This window comes from Paracoccus solventivorans (assembly GCF_900142875.1).
In the GTDB taxonomy this organism is placed as follows: domain Bacteria; phylum Pseudomonadota; class Alphaproteobacteria; order Rhodobacterales; family Rhodobacteraceae; genus Paracoccus; species Paracoccus solventivorans.
On sequence record NZ_FRCK01000002.1, the window covers coordinates 176,932 to 195,693 of the forward strand.

Sequence of the window (18,762 nt, forward strand, 5' to 3'; positions counted from 1 at the left end):
GAGCGCCCGGAATAGAAGGCGGATCAGAAAACAGCCCCCAAGGCTGTTTTCCCGCCGGATGGTCCAGCGGACTGTTTTCAGCGAGGAAGGCCACGGCAGTGGCCGGGGGTGGAAAACCCCCGGTCCGGCCGCGCCATCACCCCGACCAGTCGATCGGATCGCGCCCCTGCGCCAGCAGCCACGCGTTCACCCGGCTGAACGGCCTTGAGCCGAAAAAACCGCGCCGCGCCGACAGGGGCGAGGGATGCGGGCTTTCGATCACCAGGTCCTGCGGGCGCGGCAGGCCGCGGGCGACGCGGGCGGCATGGGCGCCCCACAGGATGAAACCCAACGGCCCATGGGACTGCGCATCAGTGATGGCCTCGCGTGCCAGCCGGTCCCAGCCCCAATCCGCATGCGCCCCCGCCTGCCCCGGCAGCACCGACAGCGAGGTGTTGAGCAGCAGCACCCCCTGCCGTGCCCAGTGGCTCAGGTCGCCCGAGGGCGGGCGCGCGCCGGTGTCGGCCTCGAGCTCGGCAAAGATATTGGCCAGCGAGCGCGGCAGCTTCACCCCCGGGTTGACCGAGAATGCCAGCCCGTTGGCGTGGCCCGGCGTCGGATAGGGGTCCTGCCCCAGGATCACCACCTTGACATCCTGCGGCCGTACCGCCTCCAGCGCGGCAAAGACGCGCCCCGGCCCCGGCAGCCAGTCCATGCCGCGCAGCCGCTCGCGGATCGCCGGCCAGTCGCGGGTGAAGAAGGGCAGATGCGCCCAGGCCGGCGGCGGCAGCGGCTGCGTCACCGCCGGAGCCTCCGGCGGGGATATTTGGGGACAAGAGAAGAGATCGCGCCGGGCATCGTGCCGTCAGGCTTCCGGCGCGCCGGTGATCGCGGCCAGCCGCGACAGCCGCTCGGCCGCCTTGCCGGAATCGATCGAGTCGCGGGCAAGCGCCACCCCCTCGCGCAGGTCGGTGGCGCGGCCCGCGACCAGCAGCGCGGCGCCGGCGTTCAGCAGCACCGCGTCGCGATAGGCTCCCGGGGCGCCGGCCAGCAGCGCGCGCAGGGCGGCGGCGTTCTCGGCCGGCTCGCCGCCGATGATGTCTTCGAACTTGTGGGTGGGCAGGCCGGCGTCCGCGGGCGAGATCTCGAACTCGGTGATCTCGCCGTCCTTCAGCTGCACCACCCGGCTGGGAGCGGCGATGGACAATTCGTCGGTGCCGTCGCCGCCATGGACCAGCCAGGCCGAGGTCGAGCCGAGCTCGCGCAGGGTTTCCGCCATCGGCCGCAGCCAGTCGCTGGAAAACGCCCCGGTCAGCTGCGCGCGCACCCCGGCCGGGTTGGTCAGCGGCCCCAGCAGGTTGAAGATGGTGCGCGTGCCCAGTTCCGCGCGCGCGGGGCCGACATGGCGCATCGCCGGGTGGTGGGTCGGCGCCATCATGAAGCAGATGCCGCAGTCGTCCAGCGCCCGCTGCGCCACCGCCGGCCCGCCCATCACATCCAGCCCCAGATGGGTCAGCGCATCGGCGCTGCCGGATTTCGACGAAAGGTTGCGGTTGCCGTGCTTGGCCACCGGCACCCCCGCCCCCGCCACCACCAGCGCCGCGGCGGTCGAGATGTTCAGCGTGCCCTTGCCGTCGCCGCCGGTGCCCACGATGTCGATGGCGCCTTCGGGGGCGGTGATGCGGTTCATCCGCGCGCGCATGGCGCGGGCGGCGGCGGCCATTTCCTCGACCGTCTCGCCGCGCACCCGCATCGCCATCAGCAGCCCGCCGATCTGCGCCGGCGTCGCCCGCGCGTCGAACAGCGCGCCGAAGGCGGCCTCGGCCTCGGCCCCGGTCAGGGGACGGGTGGCGGCGATGCCGATCAGCGGGCGGATGTCGGTGACGGGATGCGGGTCGGTGGCGGGGCGGGGGTCGGAAGCGGGACGGGTGGCGGGGGCGGTCATGCGGCCTCGGTCGAGTTGCTGCAACGGCGCAGGAAGCTGGCGATCATCTCGTGCCCGTGTTCCGAGCGGATGCTTTCAGGGTGGAACTGCACGCCCTCGACCGGCAGGCTGCGGTGCGCCAGCCCCATGATGGTGCCGTCGGCGGCGGTGGCGGTCACCCGCAGGCAATCGGGCAGGCTGTCCGGGTCCACGCACAGCGAATGATAGCGCGTCGCCCGCAGCGGCGAGGGCAGCCCGGCGAACACCCCGCTGCCGTCATGGGTGATCATGTCGGTCTTGCCGTGGACGATGCGGGGCGCATGGATGACGCGGCCGCCGAACGCCTCGCCGATGGCCTGATGGCCCAGGCAGACGCCCAGCACCGGCAGCCCGGTTTCCGCGGCAGCCCGGATCAGCGGCACGATGATTCCGGCCTGCCCCGGCGTGCAGGGACCGGGCGACACCAGCAGCCCCGCCGGCCGCCGCGCCAGCGCCTCGTCCACCGACAGCGCGTCGTTGCGGGCGATTTCCACCGTGGCGCCGGCCTCGGCCAGGTAGTGGACGAGGTTCCAGGTGAAGCTGTCGTAATTGTCGATCATCAGGATCCGCGGCGCCGGACCGGCTTCGGCGGAAACCGAGGCGGCACGGACCGCCGGGACAGTGGACAGGAAGGTCATCGGAGACTCGCTTCAGGCTCGCGGACAGATGGGGCGCTTGGGGACACGGGGGCGAAGAAGGGGGCCCAAAGGGGCAAGGAAGGGGGTGGTCCGCCACGGGCGGTTGGATATAGATGGTCCCAAGCCGCGCGGGGGGTCAACCCCCGCCGCGGGTCCCGGGCCGCGGTTTTTCCGCCGCCGGGGCGCGCGTCGAGCGGCAGGGGTAACGTGCAGGGGACAGGCGGATGGCGGGTTTCTGGACCGGACTGGTTCACGGCACGCTGCTGTGCGGGGCGACTCTGGCCGCGCTGTCGCTGGGCTTTCCCCGCCCCGCGCCACGACAGGCAGAGCCCGCAGCCGGGGCATCCTCGCCGGCGGCGCCCGCCGCGGTCGAGTTGCCCGCCGAGTCGCCGACCGAGGCGCTGCCCGCCCCGGACGCAACCGACGCCCTGCCCGCGGGGCTAGTCGAGGAATCCATGACGACGGCGCCTGTGCCGGGCGCTGCGGATACGGTGGCCGCGGAGGCCGCCCCGGTTTCGGCCACGGAAGCGGCAGGAGCGCCACCGGCGGACGCCGCGTCGGATACAGCCGAGGAAGCCGTGACCGATACGGACACCGTCATGGATATGGCGGCGGCGACGCCAGCAGAGGCGCAGGCGGACGTCGTAACCGACCCGGGCTCAGAGGGCGCAGCGGGTGCGGTCTCGGCTGATGCGGGCCCCGCCTCTCCGCTCCGGCGCCCGCCGCTGGCAGAGCTGCGCGATCCGGTGGGGTCAGAGTTCCTGCGCGGCGCCGACCTGCCCCCCGTGGCGCCGGCCGCCGCGCTGGCGCCGCAGCAAGCGCCCCCGCCCCGCCGCAACGACGGCGACAGCGACGGGATCGAACCCCAGCCCGCCCCCGCCACGCCGGCCGAACGCCCGGCCGAGGCCGCCGCGCCGCAAGTCCCGGCGGTGCTGGCCGAAACCGCGGACCCCGAACCGGAACCCGCGCCGCAACCGCGGCCCGGCACTCCGGCGCTGACGCCGGGACGCCTGCCCGCACCGGATCCCGACCCGCAGCCGGGCCGCAAGGTCGCGGGCGAGGATACGGGCGAGGGCGCCGCAGAGCCGGCGGCTACCCTCAGGCAGGCGGCGGAAACCCCGAACTCCGCGGCCGCGACTTCTCCCGCCTCTGCTGGCGCGGCCTTGCCGCGGAAGGATGCAGCCGGCACGGACCGCGGGGTCATGGATGGTACGGCCGCTGGCGATGGCGGGATTTCCGACGGCGATTCTTCTCCTGCTGCCGAAACCGACGTCGCTGCTGCGGGACTCGCAGCCGGTTCCGCCGAGCCGGAGGCGCCTGCCCCGGGTGCAGAGGGCGAGCAAGACGACACCGGCCCTGCCGCTGCGGATGGTGCTTTTACGGCGGCCCAGGACCCGGGGCCGCAGGCCGAAACCGGCTCTGACACGCCGAACGCAGCGACAACCGCCCTGCCCCAGGCCGGAGAGATCAACGCCGGCGCCGATGAGGCAGAGGCGGCCGCTCCGGCTGCGGATCCGGCCGAACCGCGGGAAACCTCCGCCGCGGCGGAGGGAGCCTCGAGCGCTGACCCTGATCCAGCCGCGCAAGTCCCGACCGGCGCCTCGGCTTCCCCAGCAGCGGACTCCGCTCCTGACGCAGCAGAGTCTCCCGCGGAAACCGCGACCGGGGACAGCGCCCCCGGCGCGGATGCGGCTGCACGGAACGGCCTGGACAGCCCGGCCGCCACCGCCCCCGCCGCAACGCCGGCAGGTGCGCGCACGCCGACCGCCGCCTCTGCGCAGGCGCGCGCGCCCCGCCCTGCCCCCGATCTGTCGCTGCCCGACCTGTCGTTGCCGGGGCTCGGCGGCGCGGCCGGCCCCGGCCCGCACACCCCGCTGCCCCAGGAAACCCGCTGATGCTGCCCCTGAACCCCGATCTTGCCGCCACCTTCCGCCCCCCGGTGATGGAGGCGCGGCGCTGGCTCGAAGGCGCCAGCTTTCCCGCCGACCGGCCGCTGATCAACGTCAGCCAGGCCGCCCCCGTCGAGCCGCCGCCCGAGGGGCTGCGCCGCGCCATTGCCGAGGCCTCGCTGACAAGGGCCGAGGCGCATCTGTACGGGCCGGTGCTGGGCAACCCCGATCTGCGCGCGGCGGTGGCCGCGGCATTCTCAACCGCTTACGGCGCCCCGCTGCGGGCCGAAAATGTCGCGATCACCCCCGGCTGCAACCAGGCGTTCTGCATCGCCGCGGCTTCCGTCGCGCAGCGAGGCGACCAGGTGATCGTGCCGGTGCCGTGGTATTTCAACCACAAGATGTGGCTGGACATGCAGGGGATCGAGGCAGTGCCGCTGAAATGCGGACCCGGGATGGTGCCCGATCCGCAGGCGGCAGCGGCGCTGATCACGCCCCGCACCCGCGCCATCCTGCTGGTGACGCCCAACAACCCCTCGGGCGCGGAATACCCGGCCGAGGTGCTGCGCGGCTTCTACGACCTCGCGCGCACCCGCGGCCTCGCGCTGATCGTCGACGAGACCTATCGCGACTTCGATTCGCGCGACACCGCGCCGCATGGGCTGTTTGCTGACCCCGACTGGGGCGAGGTGCTGATCCAGCTGTATTCCTTTTCCAAGGCCTACCGGCTGACCGGCCACCGCGTCGGCGCGCTGGTCGCCAGCGACGCGCGGCAGGTGCAGGTGGAAAAACTGCTGGACACGCTGTCGATCTGCACCGCCCAGCTGGGCCAGATCGGGGCGCTGTGGGGGATGCAGAACCTGCAGGGCTGGCTGGCCGGGGAACGGCAGGAAATCCTGCGCCGCCGCGTCGCGATGGAACGGGCGGTGGCGGGGCTCGACGGCTGGCGGCTGAAGGGCTGCGGGGCATATTTCGCCTGGGTCGAGCATCCCTTCGCCGAAGATTCCGCCGCGCTGGCGCAGCGGCTGGTGCATGAGGCGGGCGTGCTGCTGCTGCCCGGCACCATGTTCATGCCCAAGGGCGATCCTGACGGCGCCCGCCACCTGCGCATCGCCTTTGCCAATGTCGACGCGGCCGGGATCGCGGCGCTGGCCGACAGGCTGCGGGCGCTGGCGGGCCGCGCCATTCCGTAGGGCTGCGAACTTCTTTGCCTTGCCCGTCCGCGGGGCCTTGCCTAAGAAGCCGGCAGAAACCGCAAAAAGGGACGAACCCATGAGCAGCTTGCGCACCAAGGGCAAATCGACGGTGGTCTGGTTGCTGATGGGGCTGCTGCTTCTGGGGCTGGGCGGGTTCGGCATCACCAATTTCTCGGGCGTCAGCTCGGGCGCGATCGGCGCGGTGGGCAGCGCCGAGATCGACAGCCGCGACTATGTGCGGGGTGTGCGCTCGGACATGCAGGGGTTCGCGATGCAGACGGGGCAGGTGCTGACCCCCGACCAGGCCCGCGCCATCGGCATCCCCCAGCAGGTGCAAGGACGGCTGTTCGCCGCCGCCGCGCTCGAGGCCGAGGCGCGCCGCATCGGCCTGTCGGTCGGCGACGAGACCGTGCTGCGCGACATCACCACCGCCCCCGCCTTCCAGACCGCGGGCGGACAGTTCGATGCGGCGGTCTATCAGGACGTGCTGCGCCGCGAGGGGCTGACCCCCGCGCGGTTCGAGGAAGACATGCGCATGGATGCGGCGCGGCTGCTGTTGCAGGGCGCGGTGGTCGGGGGCGTCACCGCCCCCCAGACGCTGCGCGACACCACCGCCCGCTGGCTCCTGGAACGGCGCGATTTTTCCTGGGATGAGCTGACCGCCGACGATCTGGCCGCGCCGATCGCCGCCCCGGCCGAGGAAACCCTGGTCGCCTGGCACCAAGCCAATGCCGCCCAGTTCACCGCCCCCGAACGCCGCCGCATCACCTATGCCTGGCTGACCCCCGAGATGCTGGAATCCACCGTGCAGCTGGACGAGGCCGCGCTGCGCGAGCTGTACCAGTCCCGCATCGACGAGTTCCAGCAGCCCGAGCGCCGGATGGTCGAGCGGCTGGTCTATTCCTCGCAAGCCGAGGCCGAGGCCGCCAAGGCCCGGCTGGACGCAGGCGAGGTCAGTTTTGAACAGCTCGCGGCCGAACGCGGCCTGACCCTGACCGATATCGACCTGGGCGAGCGTTCGGAAGCCGAGCTGGGCGCCGCCGGCGCGGCGGTGTTCGCGCTGGACCAGCCCGGGGTGGTGGGGCCGCTGCCCACCGATCTCGGCCCGGCGCTGTTTTCCATGAATGCGATCCTCGATCCGGTGGACGTGAGCTTCGAGCAGGCAGTGCCCGAGCTGCGCGGCGAGGCCGCGGCCGACCGCGCCCGCCGGGTGATCGAGGAACAGGCCCATGCGCTTGAGGACCTGCTGGCCGGGGGCGCCTCGCTGGAGGATCTGGCCGCGGAAACCGACATGGAGCTGGGCGAGATCGAGTTCTCGGCCGAGACCCCCTCGCAAGGCATCGCCGCCTATGAGGCGTTCCGCGAACGCGCCGCCGCGGTGACCGAGGGCGAGTTCCTGCAGCTGCACGAGCTGGATGACGGCGGGGTGTTCGCGCTGCGGCTGGACGAGCTGATCGAGCCCGAGCTGATCCCGTTCGAGCAGGTGCGCGAGCTGGTGCTGGCCGACTGGACCGCCGCCGAGACCCGCCGCGAGCTGAAGATCCGCGCCGAGGAACGTGAGCTGCTGCTGGATTCCGAGGCCAATGGCGACGCGCCGTCCCCCGCTGCCGAAACCGATGCGGCCGCCGCCCCGGACCCCGCCGCCGGGTTCCAGACCGCCACCGATGTCGAGCGCAACTACGGCATCGAGGGCGTCCCGGCCGAGGTGGTCACCCGCGGCTTTCAGCTGGAAACCGTGGGCGATGCCGCCGCGGTCGAGGCCGAGGGGCGGGTGTTCCTGATCCGGCTGGATGCGATCCGCCCCGCCGATCTGTCGGCGGCGGAATCGCAGCCGGTGCTGTCCGGCGTCGCGGCCCGGCTGACCGAATCGGTGCAGTCGGACCTGTTCGAGGCCTATGTGCGGGCGCTGCAGGCCAGCCACGGCGTCACCCTCAACGACAGCGCGCTGAACGCTGCCAATGCGATGATCCAGTGATGGAACTTTCCCCCGATTTCCCGGCGTTCGAGCGCGGCTGGGCCGAAGGCCGCAACCAGCTGGTGACCATCAGGCTGGCCGCCGACCTCGACACGCCGGTCAGCCTGATGCTGAAGCTGGCCGAGGCGGCGCCCCTGTCCTTCATGCTGGAAAGCGTCACCGGCGGCGAGCTCCGCGGCCGCTATTCCATCGTGGGCATGAAGCCGGACCTGATCTGGGAATGTCGCGGCACCCAGGCCCGGATCAACCGCCAGGCCCGCTATTCCGACGCCTTCGAGGACGACCCGCGCCCGCCGCTCGACTCCCTGCGCGCGCTGATCGCCGAAAGCCGGATCGAGATGCCCGAGGGCGTGCCCGCCAGCGGCGCCGGGCTGTTCGGCTATCTGGGCTATGACATGATCCGGCTGGTCGAGCATCTGCCGAACGTGAACCCCGACCCGATCGGGGTCCCCGACGCGATGCTGCTGCGCCCCTCGGTCGTGGCGGTGCTGGACGGGGTCAAGGGCGAGGTGCTGCTGTGCGCCCCCGCCTGGCACGACCCCGCGGTGCCCGCCCGCGCCGCCTATGCGCAGGCGGCCGAGCGGGTGATGGAGGCGCTGCGCGCGCTGGACCGCCAGCCGGCCGAGCCGCGCGCCCTGGGCGAGGGCCGCACCATCGGCGAGCCGCAGTCCAATTTCACCCGCGACGCCTATATGGCCGCAGTGGAAACCGCCCGCGACCACATCCGCGCCGGCGACATCTTCCAGGTTGTGCCGGCGCAGCGCTGGACCATCGAGTTTCCGCTGCCGCCCTTCGCGCTCTACCGCTCGCTGCGGCGCACGAACCCCTCGCCCTTCATGTTCTTTCTCAACATGGGCGGGTTCCAGATCGTCGGCGCCTCGCCGGAAATCCTGGTGCGGCTGCGCGACGGCGAGGTGACGATCCGCCCCATCGCCGGCACCCGCCCCCGCGGCGCCACCCCCGACGAGGACCGCGCGAACGAGGCCAGCCTGCTGGCCGACGAAAAGGAGCTGGCCGAGCATCTGATGCTGCTGGACCTGGGCCGCAACGACGTCGGCCGGGTGGCCAAGCCCGGCACCGTGCGCCCGACCGAAGAGTTCATCATCGAGCGCTATTCCCACGTCATGCATATCGTCTCGAACGTGGTGGGCGAACTGCGCGAGGATCAGGACGCGCTGTCGGCGCTGCTGGCCGGGCTGCCCGCCGGCACCGTCAGCGGCGCGCCCAAGGTCCGCGCGATGGAGATCATCGACGAGCTGGAGCCCGAAAAACGCGGCATCTACGGCGGCGCCATCGGCTATTTCGCCGCCAACGGCGAGATGGACATGTGCATCGCGCTGCGCACCGGCGTGGTCAAGGACGGCAAGCTTTACGTGCAGGCCGGCGGCGGCGTGGTCTATGACAGCGACCCGGCCAGCGAATACATGGAATGCGTGCATAAATCCCGCGCCATGGTGCGGGCCGCCGAGGGCGCGGCGCAGTTCCTGCGCGGGAACGGCGGCTAGGGCGGTTCGGACGAGGCGGGGGCGCTGCCCCCTGCCCCTGCCGTGGCCTTCCTCGCTGGAAACAGTCCACTGGACCATCCGGCGGGAAAACAGCCTCGCGGGCTGTTTTCTGATCCGCCTTCTATTCCGGTCGCTCGGAAGCCCGGGATGTTTCAGGCAAGATGATAGAGCGCGGGGCGCAGGCGGGTGCCGATTGCCAGCAGCGTCAGCCCGCCGCCATCAGCGCGATGGCGCGGTCCTGTTCCAGCAGCCACATCAGGTTGCGGATCGCGAGGCCGCGCTTCGAGGCGAGCGCCGGGTCCTGTTCCAGCAGCAGCCTTGCGTCCTGGCGGGCCAGCGCCAGCAGCTCGGACTGGCGTTCCAGGTCGGCGACGCGGAACCGCGGCAGGCCGGATTGCGCGGTGCCGATCACGTCGCCGGCGCCGCGCATCATCAGGTCTTCCTCGGCGATGCGGAACCCGTCCTCGGTCTCGCGCAGGATCTGCAGGCGGCGGCGGCCGGAGTCGGACAGCGGTTCGTGATAGAGCAGCAGGCAGCTTGACGCGCCGCTGCCGCGCCCGACCCGGCCGCGCAGCTGGTGCAGCTGCGCGAGGCCGAAGCTTTCGGCGCGCTCGATCACCATGATCGTCGCCTCGGGGACGTTGACGCCGACCTCGATCACCGTGGTGGCGACCAGCAGCTGCGCGCGGCCCTGGGCGAAATCCGCCATCGCGGCGTCGCGGGCATCAGGCGGCATCTGGCCGTGGACCAGCCGCACGCGCTCGCCGAAACTTGCGCGCAGCTGGCGGAAGCGTTCCTCAGCGGCGGTAAGGTCGACGGATTCGCTTTCCTCGACCAGCGGGCAGACCCAATAGGCGCGCGCGCCCTGCGCCAGCGCCGCGTCGAGCCGCGCCACCACCTGTTCCATGCGGCTGTCGGGCAGCGCGGTGGTGGTGATCGGCTGGCGGCCGGGCGGTTTTTCGTCCAGCACCGACAGGTCCATGTCGCCGAACTGCGCCAGCGCCAGGCTGCGCGGGATCGGGGTCGCGGTCATCACCAGCATGTCGGGGCGCAGCCCCTTCTGCGCCAGCTCCAGCCGCTGCGCCACGCCGAAACGGTGCTGTTCGTCGATCACCGCCAGCCGCAGATCGGCGAACTCGACGCCGGGCTGGAACACCGCATGGGTGCCGATCAGCAGGTCGATGCGGCCCGCGGCCAGATCGGCCAGCAGGGTTTCCCGCGCCTCGCCCTTGTCGCGGCCGGTCAGCACGGCGATGCGCAGCCCCGCGGCCTCGGCCAGCGGCTGCAGCCCGGCAAGATGCTGGCGGGCGAGGATTTCGGTGGGCGCCATCAGCACCCCCTGACCGCCCGCCTCGGCCGCCGCCGCCAGCGCCAGCGCCGCGACCAACGTCTTGCCCGAGCCCACGTCGCCCTGCAGCAGCCGGTTCATCCGCTGGGGGCTGGCCATGTCGGCGGTGATTTCCGCCACCGCGCGGGTCTGCGCCCCGGTCGGCGGCCAGGGCAGCGCCGCCAGCATCCGTTCGCGCAGCCGCCCGTCGCCCTGCGTCACCCGCCCGGCACTGCGGCGGCGGTCGCGGCGCACCAGCGCCAGCGTCATCTGATGGGCCAGCAGCTCGTCATAGGCCAGGCGTTCGCGGGCGGGGGCGCGGGCGGAGAGCTGGTCCATGCCCTCGGGTTCATGGGCAGCCCTGACCGCCTCCAGCCAGCCGGGCCAGAGTCGTTGCGCAAGCAACGAGGGCTCGATCCATTCCGGCAGCGGCGGCGCGCGCTCAATGGCCGCGCCGACCGCGCGAGAGACCGTGCGCTGGGTCAGGCTGCCGGCCAGCGGATAGACCGGCTCGAACTCCGGCGGGAGGGGGTCCGAGGGGGTCAGGATATGGTCCGGGTGGACCATCTGCGCCAGCCCGTCGAACAGCTCGGCCTTGCCCGAGACCACGCGGGTCGCGCCCACCGGCAGCTGCGATTCGATCCACGGCTGGCGGGCGTGGAAGAACACCAGCGTCAGGTCGCCGGAGTCGTCGCTGCACAGCACCCGCCACGGCCGCCCGCGCCCCGAGGGCGGGTGATGGCGCACCACCCGCACCGTCACGGTGGCGATTTCCGGCGGGCGCAGGTCGGAGAGTTTTGCGACGTGGCGGCGCGCGATGCCGGCGGCGGGCAGGTGGAACAGCAGGTCGCGCGGCCGGGTGATGGCCAGCGACTCCAGCGCCTCGGCAGCCTTGGGGCCGACGCCGGGCAGCGTGTCGGCGCCGGCGAACAGCGGGAACAGGATCGGCGGGCGGCCCTTGGGCGGCGGGCGCGGGGCGGCAGCGGCAGGGTCGTGCAGCCCGGTGGCCCCGAGGTCTGCCGCTTCGGGTTTCTGTCCGTCCGCCCCTGTCGCTGGTCCTGCCACGTCCGACCTCTTCGCCCCCGGTCCCGTCACGGCCGGGCAATCGCCGGGCAGGCGTCCTCTTCGGTCACCCGCAGCCCCGGTTCCGCTGCCGTTGCGGGTCTGGCCCCTGCCTCCGGCCCTGTCGCCGGTCCTGCCACATCTCGCCCCATCGCCCCCGGCCTCGTCACGCCCGGGTAATCGCCGGGCAGGCGTCCTCGTCGGTGACCCGCAGCAACGGTTCCGCTGCCTTTGCAGCCCTGGACCCCGGCCCCTTCCCCGCTGCCCCCGTCACGCCCGGGCGATCGCCAGCCATGCGTCCTCGTCTATCACCTTGACGCCCAGTTCCTCGGCCTTTGCGGCCTTGGACCCCGCGCCCGGCCCGGCCACCACCAGATCGGTGCGGGCGGAAACCGAGCCCGCGACCTTGGCGCCCAGCGCCTCGGCGCGGGCCTTGGCCTCGGCGCGGGTCATGTGTTCCAGCGTGCCGGTGAACACCACGGTCAGCCCGGCGATGGGGCTGTCGGCGGCGGCCAGCGCTGCCGCGGGTTCCACGGTCAGCTGCGCCAGCAGCCGGTCGATCACCCCGCGCTCGGCCGGTTGCGCGAAGCTGGCGGTGATCGATTCGCCCAGAACCGCGCCGATGCCCTCGATGCCGGTCAGATCCTCCCACGCGGCGCGGGCGCCGGGGGGGAGCGGCGGGTCGGCGTCCCAGACGGCGGCGCGGGCGGCGGCGATGGCGGCGCGGCGGCCCTCGGCCGCGGCGGCGGCGCGCTCGGCCGCGGCGGCTTCATCGGCGGCACGGTGGCGGGCGGCGGCGGGGGCGGCGGCGTCCAGCGCGGCCACCAACGCCTCCCACGTGCCGTAATGGCGGGCCAGCGTCGCGGCCGCGACCTCGCCCACATGACGGATGCCCAGCGCAAAGATCAGCCGCGCCAAGGGGATAGAGCGACGTTCCTCGATAGAACGGAACAGGTTTTCGGCCGAACGCTCGCCCCAACCGTCGCGGTTCTTCAGCCGCGCCAGACCGGCGGCATCGCGGGCAGCAAGGGTGAAGATGTCGGCAGGCTCGCGGATCGGCAGAACCGGATCGGCATGGAACGCCTCGACCTGTTTCGCGCCCAGCCCCTCGATGTCGAAGGCGGCGCGGGACACGAAATGGCGCAGCCGCTCGATGGCCTGCGCGGGACAGCCCAAGCCGCCCGAGCAGCGGCGCACGGAATCGCCCGGCTCGCGGATCGCCTCGCTGCCGCATTCGGGGCAGGTGGTGGGAAAGACATAGGGCGCGGGGTTGGTGCGGCGCGACAGGTCCACGTCGGCGACCTTGGGGATCACGTCGCCGGCGCGATAGACCTGCACCCAGTCGCCCTCGCGGATATCCCGGCCTTCGCGGATCGGCTGGCCGCGGGAATCGTGGCCGGCGATGTAATCCTCGTTGTGCAGGGTGGCGTTCTGCACGACGACGCCGCCGACGGTGACCGGCGCCAGCCGCGCCACCGGCGACAGCGCCCCGGTGCGGCCGACCTGGATCTCGATCCGCTCCAGCCGGGTCCAGGCGATCTCGGCGGGAAACTTGTGCGCCAGAGCCCAGCGCGGCGTGGTCGAGCGGAAGCCCAGCCGGTCCTGCAACGACAGGTCGTCGACCTTGTAGACCACCCCGTCGATATCGAAGCCCAGCGTGGCGCGGCGCTGTTCCAGGTCGGTCCACACCCTCAGCAGCCCCTCGAGCGAGGTGCAAAGCTGCGGCGAGGTGGTCGGGAACCCCATCGCCGCCAGCCGGGCGATGGCGCCGGACTGGGTGTCCGCCAGCGGCGCGCTGATCTGCCCCCAGCCATAGGCTAAGAACCGCAGCGGCCGACGCGCGGTGACGCCCGGGTCCAGCTGGCGCAGCGAGCCCGCGGCGGCGTTGCGCGGGTTGGCGAACACCCGGTCCGCGCCCGAATCGTTCAGCGCGGCGAAATCTTCGTGGGTCATGTAGACCTCGCCCCGCACCTCCAGCACCTCGGGCGCATCGGGGATCACGGCCGGAATATCGGCGATGGTGCGGGCGTTGGCGGTGACGTTCTCGCCGGTGGTGCCGTCGCCGCGGGTCGCCGCCTGCACCAGCCGCCCCTGTTCATAGCGCAACGACAGCGACAGCCCATCGATCTTGGGCTCGGCGGTCATCCCAAGCGGCGCCTCGGGGGCAAGCCCAAGGAAGCTGCGCACCCGGGCGGCGAAATCCGCCACCGCCTCGGGGGTGAAGGCGTTTTCCAGCGACATCATCCGCTGGGCGTGGCGGACCTTGGCGAAACGTTCGGACGGGGCGGCGCCGACGGTCTGGGTGGGGCTGTCGGCGGCGGCCAGCTCGGGGTGCGCGGCCTCGAGCGCCGCCAGCTCGCGCTTGAGCGCGTCGTAATCGGCGTCCGACATCACCGGCGCGTCGTCGCGGTGATAGGCGACGTCGGCCTCGGCCACGCGGTCGCGCAGCGTGGCGATACGGCCAGCCATATCCGCCGCTGTGGTGTCGTCCCGGTCCTGCCCTGCTGTCACGTGCCCATCCCTGCCCTTTGCGCCCGGTCTAGCCAGCCCCGCCCGCGCTTGTCCAGCATCGCCCGGGGGCGGGGCAGTTGACGCGGTGGCGGCGCGCGGATAGCAGCCGGGGCATGGCGCGCGCTCCGCTTTTGCAACTCTCCGGTATTTCCCTGACCTTCGGCGGCAACCCCATGTTCGACGGGCTGTCGCTGTCCGTCCAGCCGGGCGACCGGGTGGCGCTGGTCGGGCGCAACGGTTCCGGCAAATCCACGCTGATGAAGGTGATGGCCGGGCTGGTCGAGCCAGACCGGGGCGAGGTCGTGGCCTCGGCCGGGACCAGCGTGGGGTATATGGAGCAGGACCCCGACCTTTCCGGCTTTGCCACGCTGGGCGAATTCGCCGCCGCCGGGCTGGATGTGGGCGAGGAATACCGCGTCGCCATGGCCGCCGAGGGGCTGAAGTTCGACCCCGAACGCCCCGTCGCCACCGCCTCGGGCGGGGAACGCCGGCGGGCGGCGCTGGCGCGGCTGCTGGCCGAGGCGCCCGAGCTGATGCTGCTGGACGAGCCGACCAACCACCTGGACATTCAGGCGATCGGCTGGCTGGAGGAACAGCTGTCCGACACCCGTGCCGCCTTCGTGCTGATTTCCCACGACCGCGCGTTCCTGCGCCGCCTGACCCGCGCCACGCTGTGGATCGACCGCGGCGAGGTGCGCCGGCAGGACCGCGGCTTCGACGCCTTCGAGGAATGGCGTGAGACGGTCTGGGCCGCCGAGGACGAGGCCCGCCACAAGCTCGACCGCAAGATCAAGGCCGAGGCCCGCTGGGCGGTCGAGGGGATCAGCGCGCGCCGCAAGCGCAACATGGGCCGGGTGCGCGCCCTGCAGGCGATGCGCGAGGAACGCGCGGCGCAGATCCGCCGGCAGGGGACGGCGGCGATGGCGCTGGACGCCGGCCCGCAGACCGGCAAGCGGGTGATCGAGGCGCGCGGCATTTCGAAAAGCTTCGGCGAGCGGGTGATCCTGCGCCCCTTTGACCTGCGGGTGCTGCGCGGCGACCGGGTGGCCTTTGTCGGCCCCAACGGCGCCGGCAAGACCACGCTGATCAAGATGCTGACCGGCGAGATCGCCCCCGACACCGGCAGCGTCACCCACGGCACCAATCTGGAAATCGCCGTCTTCGACCAGGCCCGCGCCGCCATCGACGAGACCGTCACGCTGTGGGATGCGCTGGCAGGCGATCCCGACATGCGGGTGTCCGGGCGCGCCGATCAGGTGATGGTGCGCGGCCAGCCCAAACATGTGGTCGGCTATCTCAAGGACTTCCTGTTCGACGAGGCGCAGGCCCGCGCCCCGGTCGGCAGTCTTTCCGGCGGGGAAAAGGCCCGGCTGCTGCTGGCAAGGATCATGGCGAAACCCTCGAACCTGCTGGTTCTGGACGAACCGACCAACGATCTGGACATCGAGACGCTGGACCTGCTGCAGGACATCCTGGGCGATTATGACGGCACCGTGCTGCTGGTCAGCCACGACCGCGACTTCATCGACCGCGTGGCCACCACCACCGTGGCGATGGAGGGCGACGGCCGCGCGGTGATCTATGCCGGCGGGTGGAGCGATTACCGCGCGCAGCGGGGCGAGGATGCGCCTGTCGTGACGGTTGCAGCGGTGGTGGCCCCCGCCCCTGCCCCTGCCCGCCCGGCCACGGCGGCAGCGCGCCCCCCGGGGCTGAGCTTCACGGAAAAGCACCGGCTGGAGGCCCTGCCCGCGATCATGGAACGGCTGGAAGCCGAGATCGCGAAGCTGTCCGAGTTCCTGTCGCAGCCCGACCTGTTCCAGACCGCCCCCGCCAAGTTCGCCAAGGCCAGCGAGGGGCTGGCCGAGCGGCAGGCGGCACTGGCCGCAGCCGAAGAGGAATGGCTGGAGCTGGCCGGACGGGACGAGGGCTGAATCGTCGCGACCGGGGGTTTTCCACCCCCGGACCCCCGCAGGATATTTCCATGATGAAGAAGCAGCCTGCGGCGCTGTTGCGCGTTGACTTGGGACGGGCGATCCGCCATATACCCGCGCACCGGCCGGGTTCTGCCCGCTGCCGGTGCAGATGATTTCAACACCATCCCCCGAAGGATGCGCTGTCCGAGGCAGGGGCGAAAGCCCGCCGAACGCCGGGAAACCGGGGCCACAGGGCGCGGCAGAAGAGAAAGACGACAGATGTTCGCAGTCCTCAAGACCGGCGGCAAGCAGTACCGGGTCCAGCCCGGCGACGTGCTGCGCGTCGAGAAACTGGACGCCGCCGCCGGCGACAAGGTCCAGTTCAATGAAATCCTGATGGTCGGCGCCACCGTCGGCGCGCCCCTGGTCGAGGGCGCGGGCGTCGTGGCCGAGGTCATCGACAACATCAAGGCCGACAAGGTCATCACCTTCGTCAAGCGCCGCCGCAAGCACTCGTCCAAGCGCACCCGCGGCCATCGCCAGCAGCTGACCCTGCTGCGCGTGACCGACATCCTTGAAACCGGCGCCGACAAGTCCGACATCAAGGCCGCGACCGGCGCCCGTGCGGCCCGTCGCGCCTATGCGGCCGAAGCCGCCACCAGCCGCTGAGGAGACTGATCCATGGCACACAAGAAAGCAGGCGGCTCGTCCCGTAACGGCCGCGATTCCGCGGGGCGCCGCCTGGGCGTCAAGCTGTTCGGCGGCCAGTCGGCCGTTCCCGGCAACATCATCGTGCGTCAGCGCGGCACCACCTGGTGGCCGGGCGAGAACGTCGGCATGGGCCGCGACCACACGCTGTTCGCCCTGACCGAAGGCACCGTTGCGTTCCGCAAGGGACTGAAGGGCCGAACCTATATCTCGATCCAGCCCGCGGCCACCGCGGCCGAGTAAGCCGATCGCAGCAGATCATTGCAACGGGGATCGGCGCGCTGCCGGTCCCCGTTGTCGTTTCAGGGTCGCCCTGCCTTGAGGAGGAAGGACGGGCCGCCGATGGGGAGCAGGATGAACCAGACCAGACTCGTGACGAAATCCGCGCCGGACGTGCAGGTTTTCGACCGGACCACCGAGCCCCGCCCGGCAGACGGCTCGGGGGCCGGCGCCCAGCAGACCATCCCCGCAGGCCGGTTCCTGCTGCGGCCACTGCGTGAATCGGATGCCGGGCTGATCCGGCTTTACACCGCCGACCGCCGGGTGGCCGAGGGCACCCGCGCCATCCCCCACCCGCTGCCCCCCGGCGCCGCCCGGCAATATGTCGCCCGCGCCATGTCGCCCGACCGAAACGAGGATGTCTGGGCGATCGACGCCAGCGAATCGGGCCTGGGCGAGCTGCTGGGCGTGGTGTCGCTGACCCGGATCGAGCCGGAACAGTCCGAACTGGGGTTCTGGATCGGCTCGGGGTTCTGGAACACCGGCTTTGCCACCGAGGCGGTACAGGCGCTGGTCGCGGCCAACCCGCACGGCTCGCGCACGCTGTTCGCCGAGGCGTTCCAGGACAACCCCGGCTCGGCCAAGGTGCTGACCAACGCCGGGTTTTCCTATCTGGGCGATGCGGAAAGCTGGTCGGTGGCGCGCGATGCGCGGGTGCCGACCTGGACCTATCTGCGGCGGATGGGCTGAGCCCCCGGGCTGCGCCCTAGCGGCGCAGCGTCACCGCATTCTGCCCGGCCTGCACCAGCACCGAATCGATCCGGCCCAGCGCCGCGCGGCTGATCGGGAAGGCGACGGTCAGCGTATCGGCGCCTTGCTGCGCCGGCATCGCCGCCGCGGCACTGCCGGGCGCAGGCGGGGCACCGACGAGCTGCAGCCGCAGCACCCCGTCGGCATCGGGGCGCACCCGGCCTTCGGGCATGGGCGTCGCGGTCACCAGCTCGACATCCCACCAGCCCTTGGTCGGGGCCAGCGCGGTGACCACCAGCAGCCGCCCCTCGACCGTCGGTTCCCAGCGCGCGGTCAGCACCTGGGCGACGGGCAGGCGGTTGGCCTCGGTCCCCTCATACCCGCCCTTGGGCGCCAGCGAGTCGGTCGCGCGCGGCGCGGCCTTGCCGCCCCCGAACCAGCGCAGCGGGTTGAGGCTGCTGTCGCCGCCGCCGCAGCCGGCAAGCATCAGACAGGCGGCAAGCGGCCAGAATACGCGGTTCATCGTTTGCCCTTCCCCAAGCTGCGTCTGCGTCTTGATAGGACATCGCCCCCGCGCCCGGAAGGGGTGGCGTGGCGCCGCTGCGGCGAAGGGACAGCAGCTTTGACCTTGTCGGCCAGACGCGGTATCGAGACCCCCTGACCAGACGCGAGGACCAGCATGGCCACGCCCGCCTTTGAAGACATCGCCGACACTTTCGCCTTTCTGGACGACTGGGAAGAGCGTTACCGCCACGTGATCGAGCTGGGCCGGGCGATGCCGCCGATGGACCCGGCGCTGCAGGTCCCGGCCACCAAGGTCGAGGGCTGCGCCAGCCAGGTCTGGATCCTGCCCCGGATCGAGGACGGGCGCTTCGATTTCCAGGGCGACAGCGATGCGCTGATCGTGCGCGGGCTAATCGCGGTGCTGCACGCGCTGTATTCCGGGCTGCCGGTCGAGCAGGTGGCGGAGGTGGACGCGCCGGCCGAGCTGGCCCGGCTGGGGCTGGACGCGCATCTGTCCTCGCAGCGCTCGAACGGGCTGCGGGCGATGGTGCAGCGGATCCGCGAACAGGCCGCAGCGGCCGCGGTGGGCTGAGCGCGGCGGGGCGTCGCGGGTGGTCCCGCGG

At 72.1% G+C, this 18,762-nt stretch carries 15 protein-coding genes; 9 read left to right on the top strand and 6 right to left on the bottom strand.

The genetic code is table 11. The features are described 5' to 3' along the window. Window positions 1-136: 136 nt before the first annotated feature. From BUB57_RS04160 to BUB57_RS04170, 3 genes are all read right to left on the bottom strand, one after another. Window positions 137-781, bottom strand: a complete 645-nt coding sequence (locus tag BUB57_RS04160; protein ID WP_073062616.1) for a uracil-DNA glycosylase — start codon at window positions 779-781, stop codon at window positions 137-139. A 63-nt stretch (window positions 782-844) separates the two neighbouring features. After that, a complete protein-coding gene (trpD, locus tag BUB57_RS04165) occupies window positions 845-1,924 on the bottom strand; it encodes an anthranilate phosphoribosyltransferase (RefSeq protein WP_073062619.1) in 1,080 nt (359 codons plus the stop codon). Next, entirely contained in the window at window positions 1,921-2,502 is a 582-nt protein-coding gene (locus BUB57_RS04170; protein ID WP_073063611.1) for an anthranilate synthase component II, read from the bottom strand. The genes trpD and BUB57_RS04170 overlap by 4 nt, the downstream gene beginning before the upstream one ends. Window positions 2,503-2,804: 302 nt before the next feature. On the opposite strand from BUB57_RS04170, the gene BUB57_RS04175 reads away from it, so the two are divergent. The 4 genes from BUB57_RS04175 (at window position 2,805) to trpE (ending at window position 9,145) form a co-directional block, all read left to right on the top strand. Next, window positions 2,805-4,475 carry a hypothetical protein gene (locus tag BUB57_RS04175; protein ID WP_073062622.1) on the top strand — a complete coding sequence of 557 codons (1,671 nt, stop codon included), beginning with the start codon at window positions 2,805-2,807 and terminating at the stop codon, window positions 4,473-4,475. Further along, window positions 4,472-5,662: an aminotransferase gene (locus BUB57_RS04180; protein ID WP_073062626.1), complete on the top strand. Its 1,191-nt coding sequence runs from the start codon at window positions 4,472-4,474 to the stop codon at window positions 5,660-5,662. Before BUB57_RS04175 ends, BUB57_RS04180 begins: the two co-directional genes overlap by 4 nt. A 79-nt stretch (window positions 5,663-5,741) precedes the next feature. Next, complete coding sequence (locus BUB57_RS04185) at window positions 5,742-7,640, top strand: peptidylprolyl isomerase (protein WP_073062630.1); 1,899 nt, start codon at window positions 5,742-5,744, stop codon at window positions 7,638-7,640. Then, entirely contained in the window at window positions 7,640-9,145 is a 1,506-nt protein-coding gene (trpE, locus tag BUB57_RS04190) for an anthranilate synthase component I (protein ID WP_073062634.1), read from the top strand. Before BUB57_RS04185 ends, trpE begins: the two co-directional genes overlap by 1 nt. Before the next feature lie 205 nt (window positions 9,146-9,350). Here trpE and recG read toward each other — a convergent pair whose 3' ends face one another. Both recG and ligA read right to left on the bottom strand, forming a co-directional pair. Then, window positions 9,351-11,417 carry an ATP-dependent DNA helicase RecG gene (gene recG / locus BUB57_RS04195; protein ID WP_073063614.1) on the bottom strand — a complete coding sequence of 689 codons (2,067 nt, stop codon included), beginning with the start codon at window positions 11,415-11,417 and terminating at the stop codon, window positions 9,351-9,353. 387 nt (window positions 11,418-11,804) lie between these two features. After that, complete coding sequence (gene ligA / locus BUB57_RS04200) at window positions 11,805-14,003, bottom strand: NAD-dependent DNA ligase LigA (RefSeq protein WP_073062638.1); 2,199 nt, start codon at window positions 14,001-14,003, stop codon at window positions 11,805-11,807. A 155-nt stretch (window positions 14,004-14,158) separates the two neighbouring features. Here ligA and BUB57_RS04205 point away from each other — a divergent pair, with 155 nt between their 5' ends. The 4 genes from BUB57_RS04205 to BUB57_RS04220 all read left to right on the top strand — a co-directional run bounded on the left by BUB57_RS04205 (window position 14,159) and on the right by BUB57_RS04220 (window position 17,635). Further along, window positions 14,159-15,976 (top strand): ABC-F family ATP-binding cassette domain-containing protein, encoded by a 1,818-nt coding sequence (locus tag BUB57_RS04205; protein WP_073062642.1) that lies wholly within the window; start codon window positions 14,159-14,161, stop codon window positions 15,974-15,976. A gap of 261 nt (window positions 15,977-16,237) precedes the next feature. Beyond that, window positions 16,238-16,627 carry a 50S ribosomal protein L21 gene (gene rplU, locus BUB57_RS04210; protein ID WP_073062645.1) on the top strand — a complete coding sequence of 130 codons (390 nt, stop codon included), beginning with the start codon at window positions 16,238-16,240 and terminating at the stop codon, window positions 16,625-16,627. A 12-nt stretch (window positions 16,628-16,639) separates the two neighbouring features. Next, window positions 16,640-16,909 (top strand): 50S ribosomal protein L27, encoded by a 270-nt coding sequence (rpmA, locus tag BUB57_RS04215; RefSeq protein WP_073062648.1) that lies wholly within the window; start codon window positions 16,640-16,642, stop codon window positions 16,907-16,909. A 111-nt stretch (window positions 16,910-17,020) separates the two neighbouring features. Then, a complete protein-coding gene (locus BUB57_RS04220) occupies window positions 17,021-17,635 on the top strand; it encodes a GNAT family N-acetyltransferase (RefSeq protein ID WP_084731954.1) in 615 nt (204 codons plus the stop codon). A 16-nt stretch (window positions 17,636-17,651) separates the two neighbouring features. Here the strand turns inward: BUB57_RS04220 and BUB57_RS04225 are convergent, their stop codons facing one another. Next, complete coding sequence (locus BUB57_RS04225; RefSeq protein ID WP_073062652.1) at window positions 17,652-18,158, bottom strand: hypothetical protein; 507 nt, start codon at window positions 18,156-18,158, stop codon at window positions 17,652-17,654. Between the two features lie 156 nt (window positions 18,159-18,314). Here BUB57_RS04225 and BUB57_RS04230 point away from each other — a divergent pair, with 156 nt between their 5' ends. Beyond that, on the top strand, window positions 18,315-18,731 hold the full coding sequence (locus tag BUB57_RS04230; protein WP_073062655.1) for a SufE family protein: 417 nt from the start codon (window positions 18,315-18,317) through the stop codon (window positions 18,729-18,731). The last annotated feature ends 31 nt before the right edge of the window (window positions 18,732-18,762 follow it).

Coding starts and splice junctions, on each gene's coding strand:
- trpD (WP_073062619.1), bottom strand. CDS start 1,924: ATGACCGCCCCCGCCACCCGTCCCGCTTCCGACCCCCGCCCCGCCACC.
- BUB57_RS04170 (WP_073063611.1), bottom strand. CDS start 2,502: ATGATCGACAATTACGACAGCTTCACCTGGAACCTCGTCCACTACCTG.
- BUB57_RS04175 (WP_073062622.1), top strand. CDS start 2,805: ATGGCGGGTTTCTGGACCGGACTGGTTCACGGCACGCTGCTGTGCGGG.
- BUB57_RS04185 (WP_073062630.1), top strand. CDS start 5,742: ATGAGCAGCTTGCGCACCAAGGGCAAATCGACGGTGGTCTGGTTGCTG.
- trpE (WP_073062634.1), top strand. CDS start 7,640: ATGGAACTTTCCCCCGATTTCCCGGCGTTCGAGCGCGGCTGGGCCGAA.
- ligA (WP_073062638.1), bottom strand. CDS start 14,003: ATGGCTGGCCGTATCGCCACGCTGCGCGACCGCGTGGCCGAGGCCGAC.
- BUB57_RS04205 (WP_073062642.1), top strand. CDS start 14,159: ATGGCGCGCGCTCCGCTTTTGCAACTCTCCGGTATTTCCCTGACCTTC.
- rplU (WP_073062645.1), top strand. CDS start 16,238: ATGTTCGCAGTCCTCAAGACCGGCGGCAAGCAGTACCGGGTCCAGCCC.
- rpmA (WP_073062648.1), top strand. CDS start 16,640: ATGGCACACAAGAAAGCAGGCGGCTCGTCCCGTAACGGCCGCGATTCC.
- BUB57_RS04220 (WP_084731954.1), top strand. CDS start 17,021: ATGAACCAGACCAGACTCGTGACGAAATCCGCGCCGGACGTGCAGGTT.
- BUB57_RS04225 (WP_073062652.1), bottom strand. CDS start 18,158: ATGAACCGCGTATTCTGGCCGCTTGCCGCCTGTCTGATGCTTGCCGGC.
- BUB57_RS04230 (WP_073062655.1), top strand. CDS start 18,315: ATGGCCACGCCCGCCTTTGAAGACATCGCCGACACTTTCGCCTTTCTG.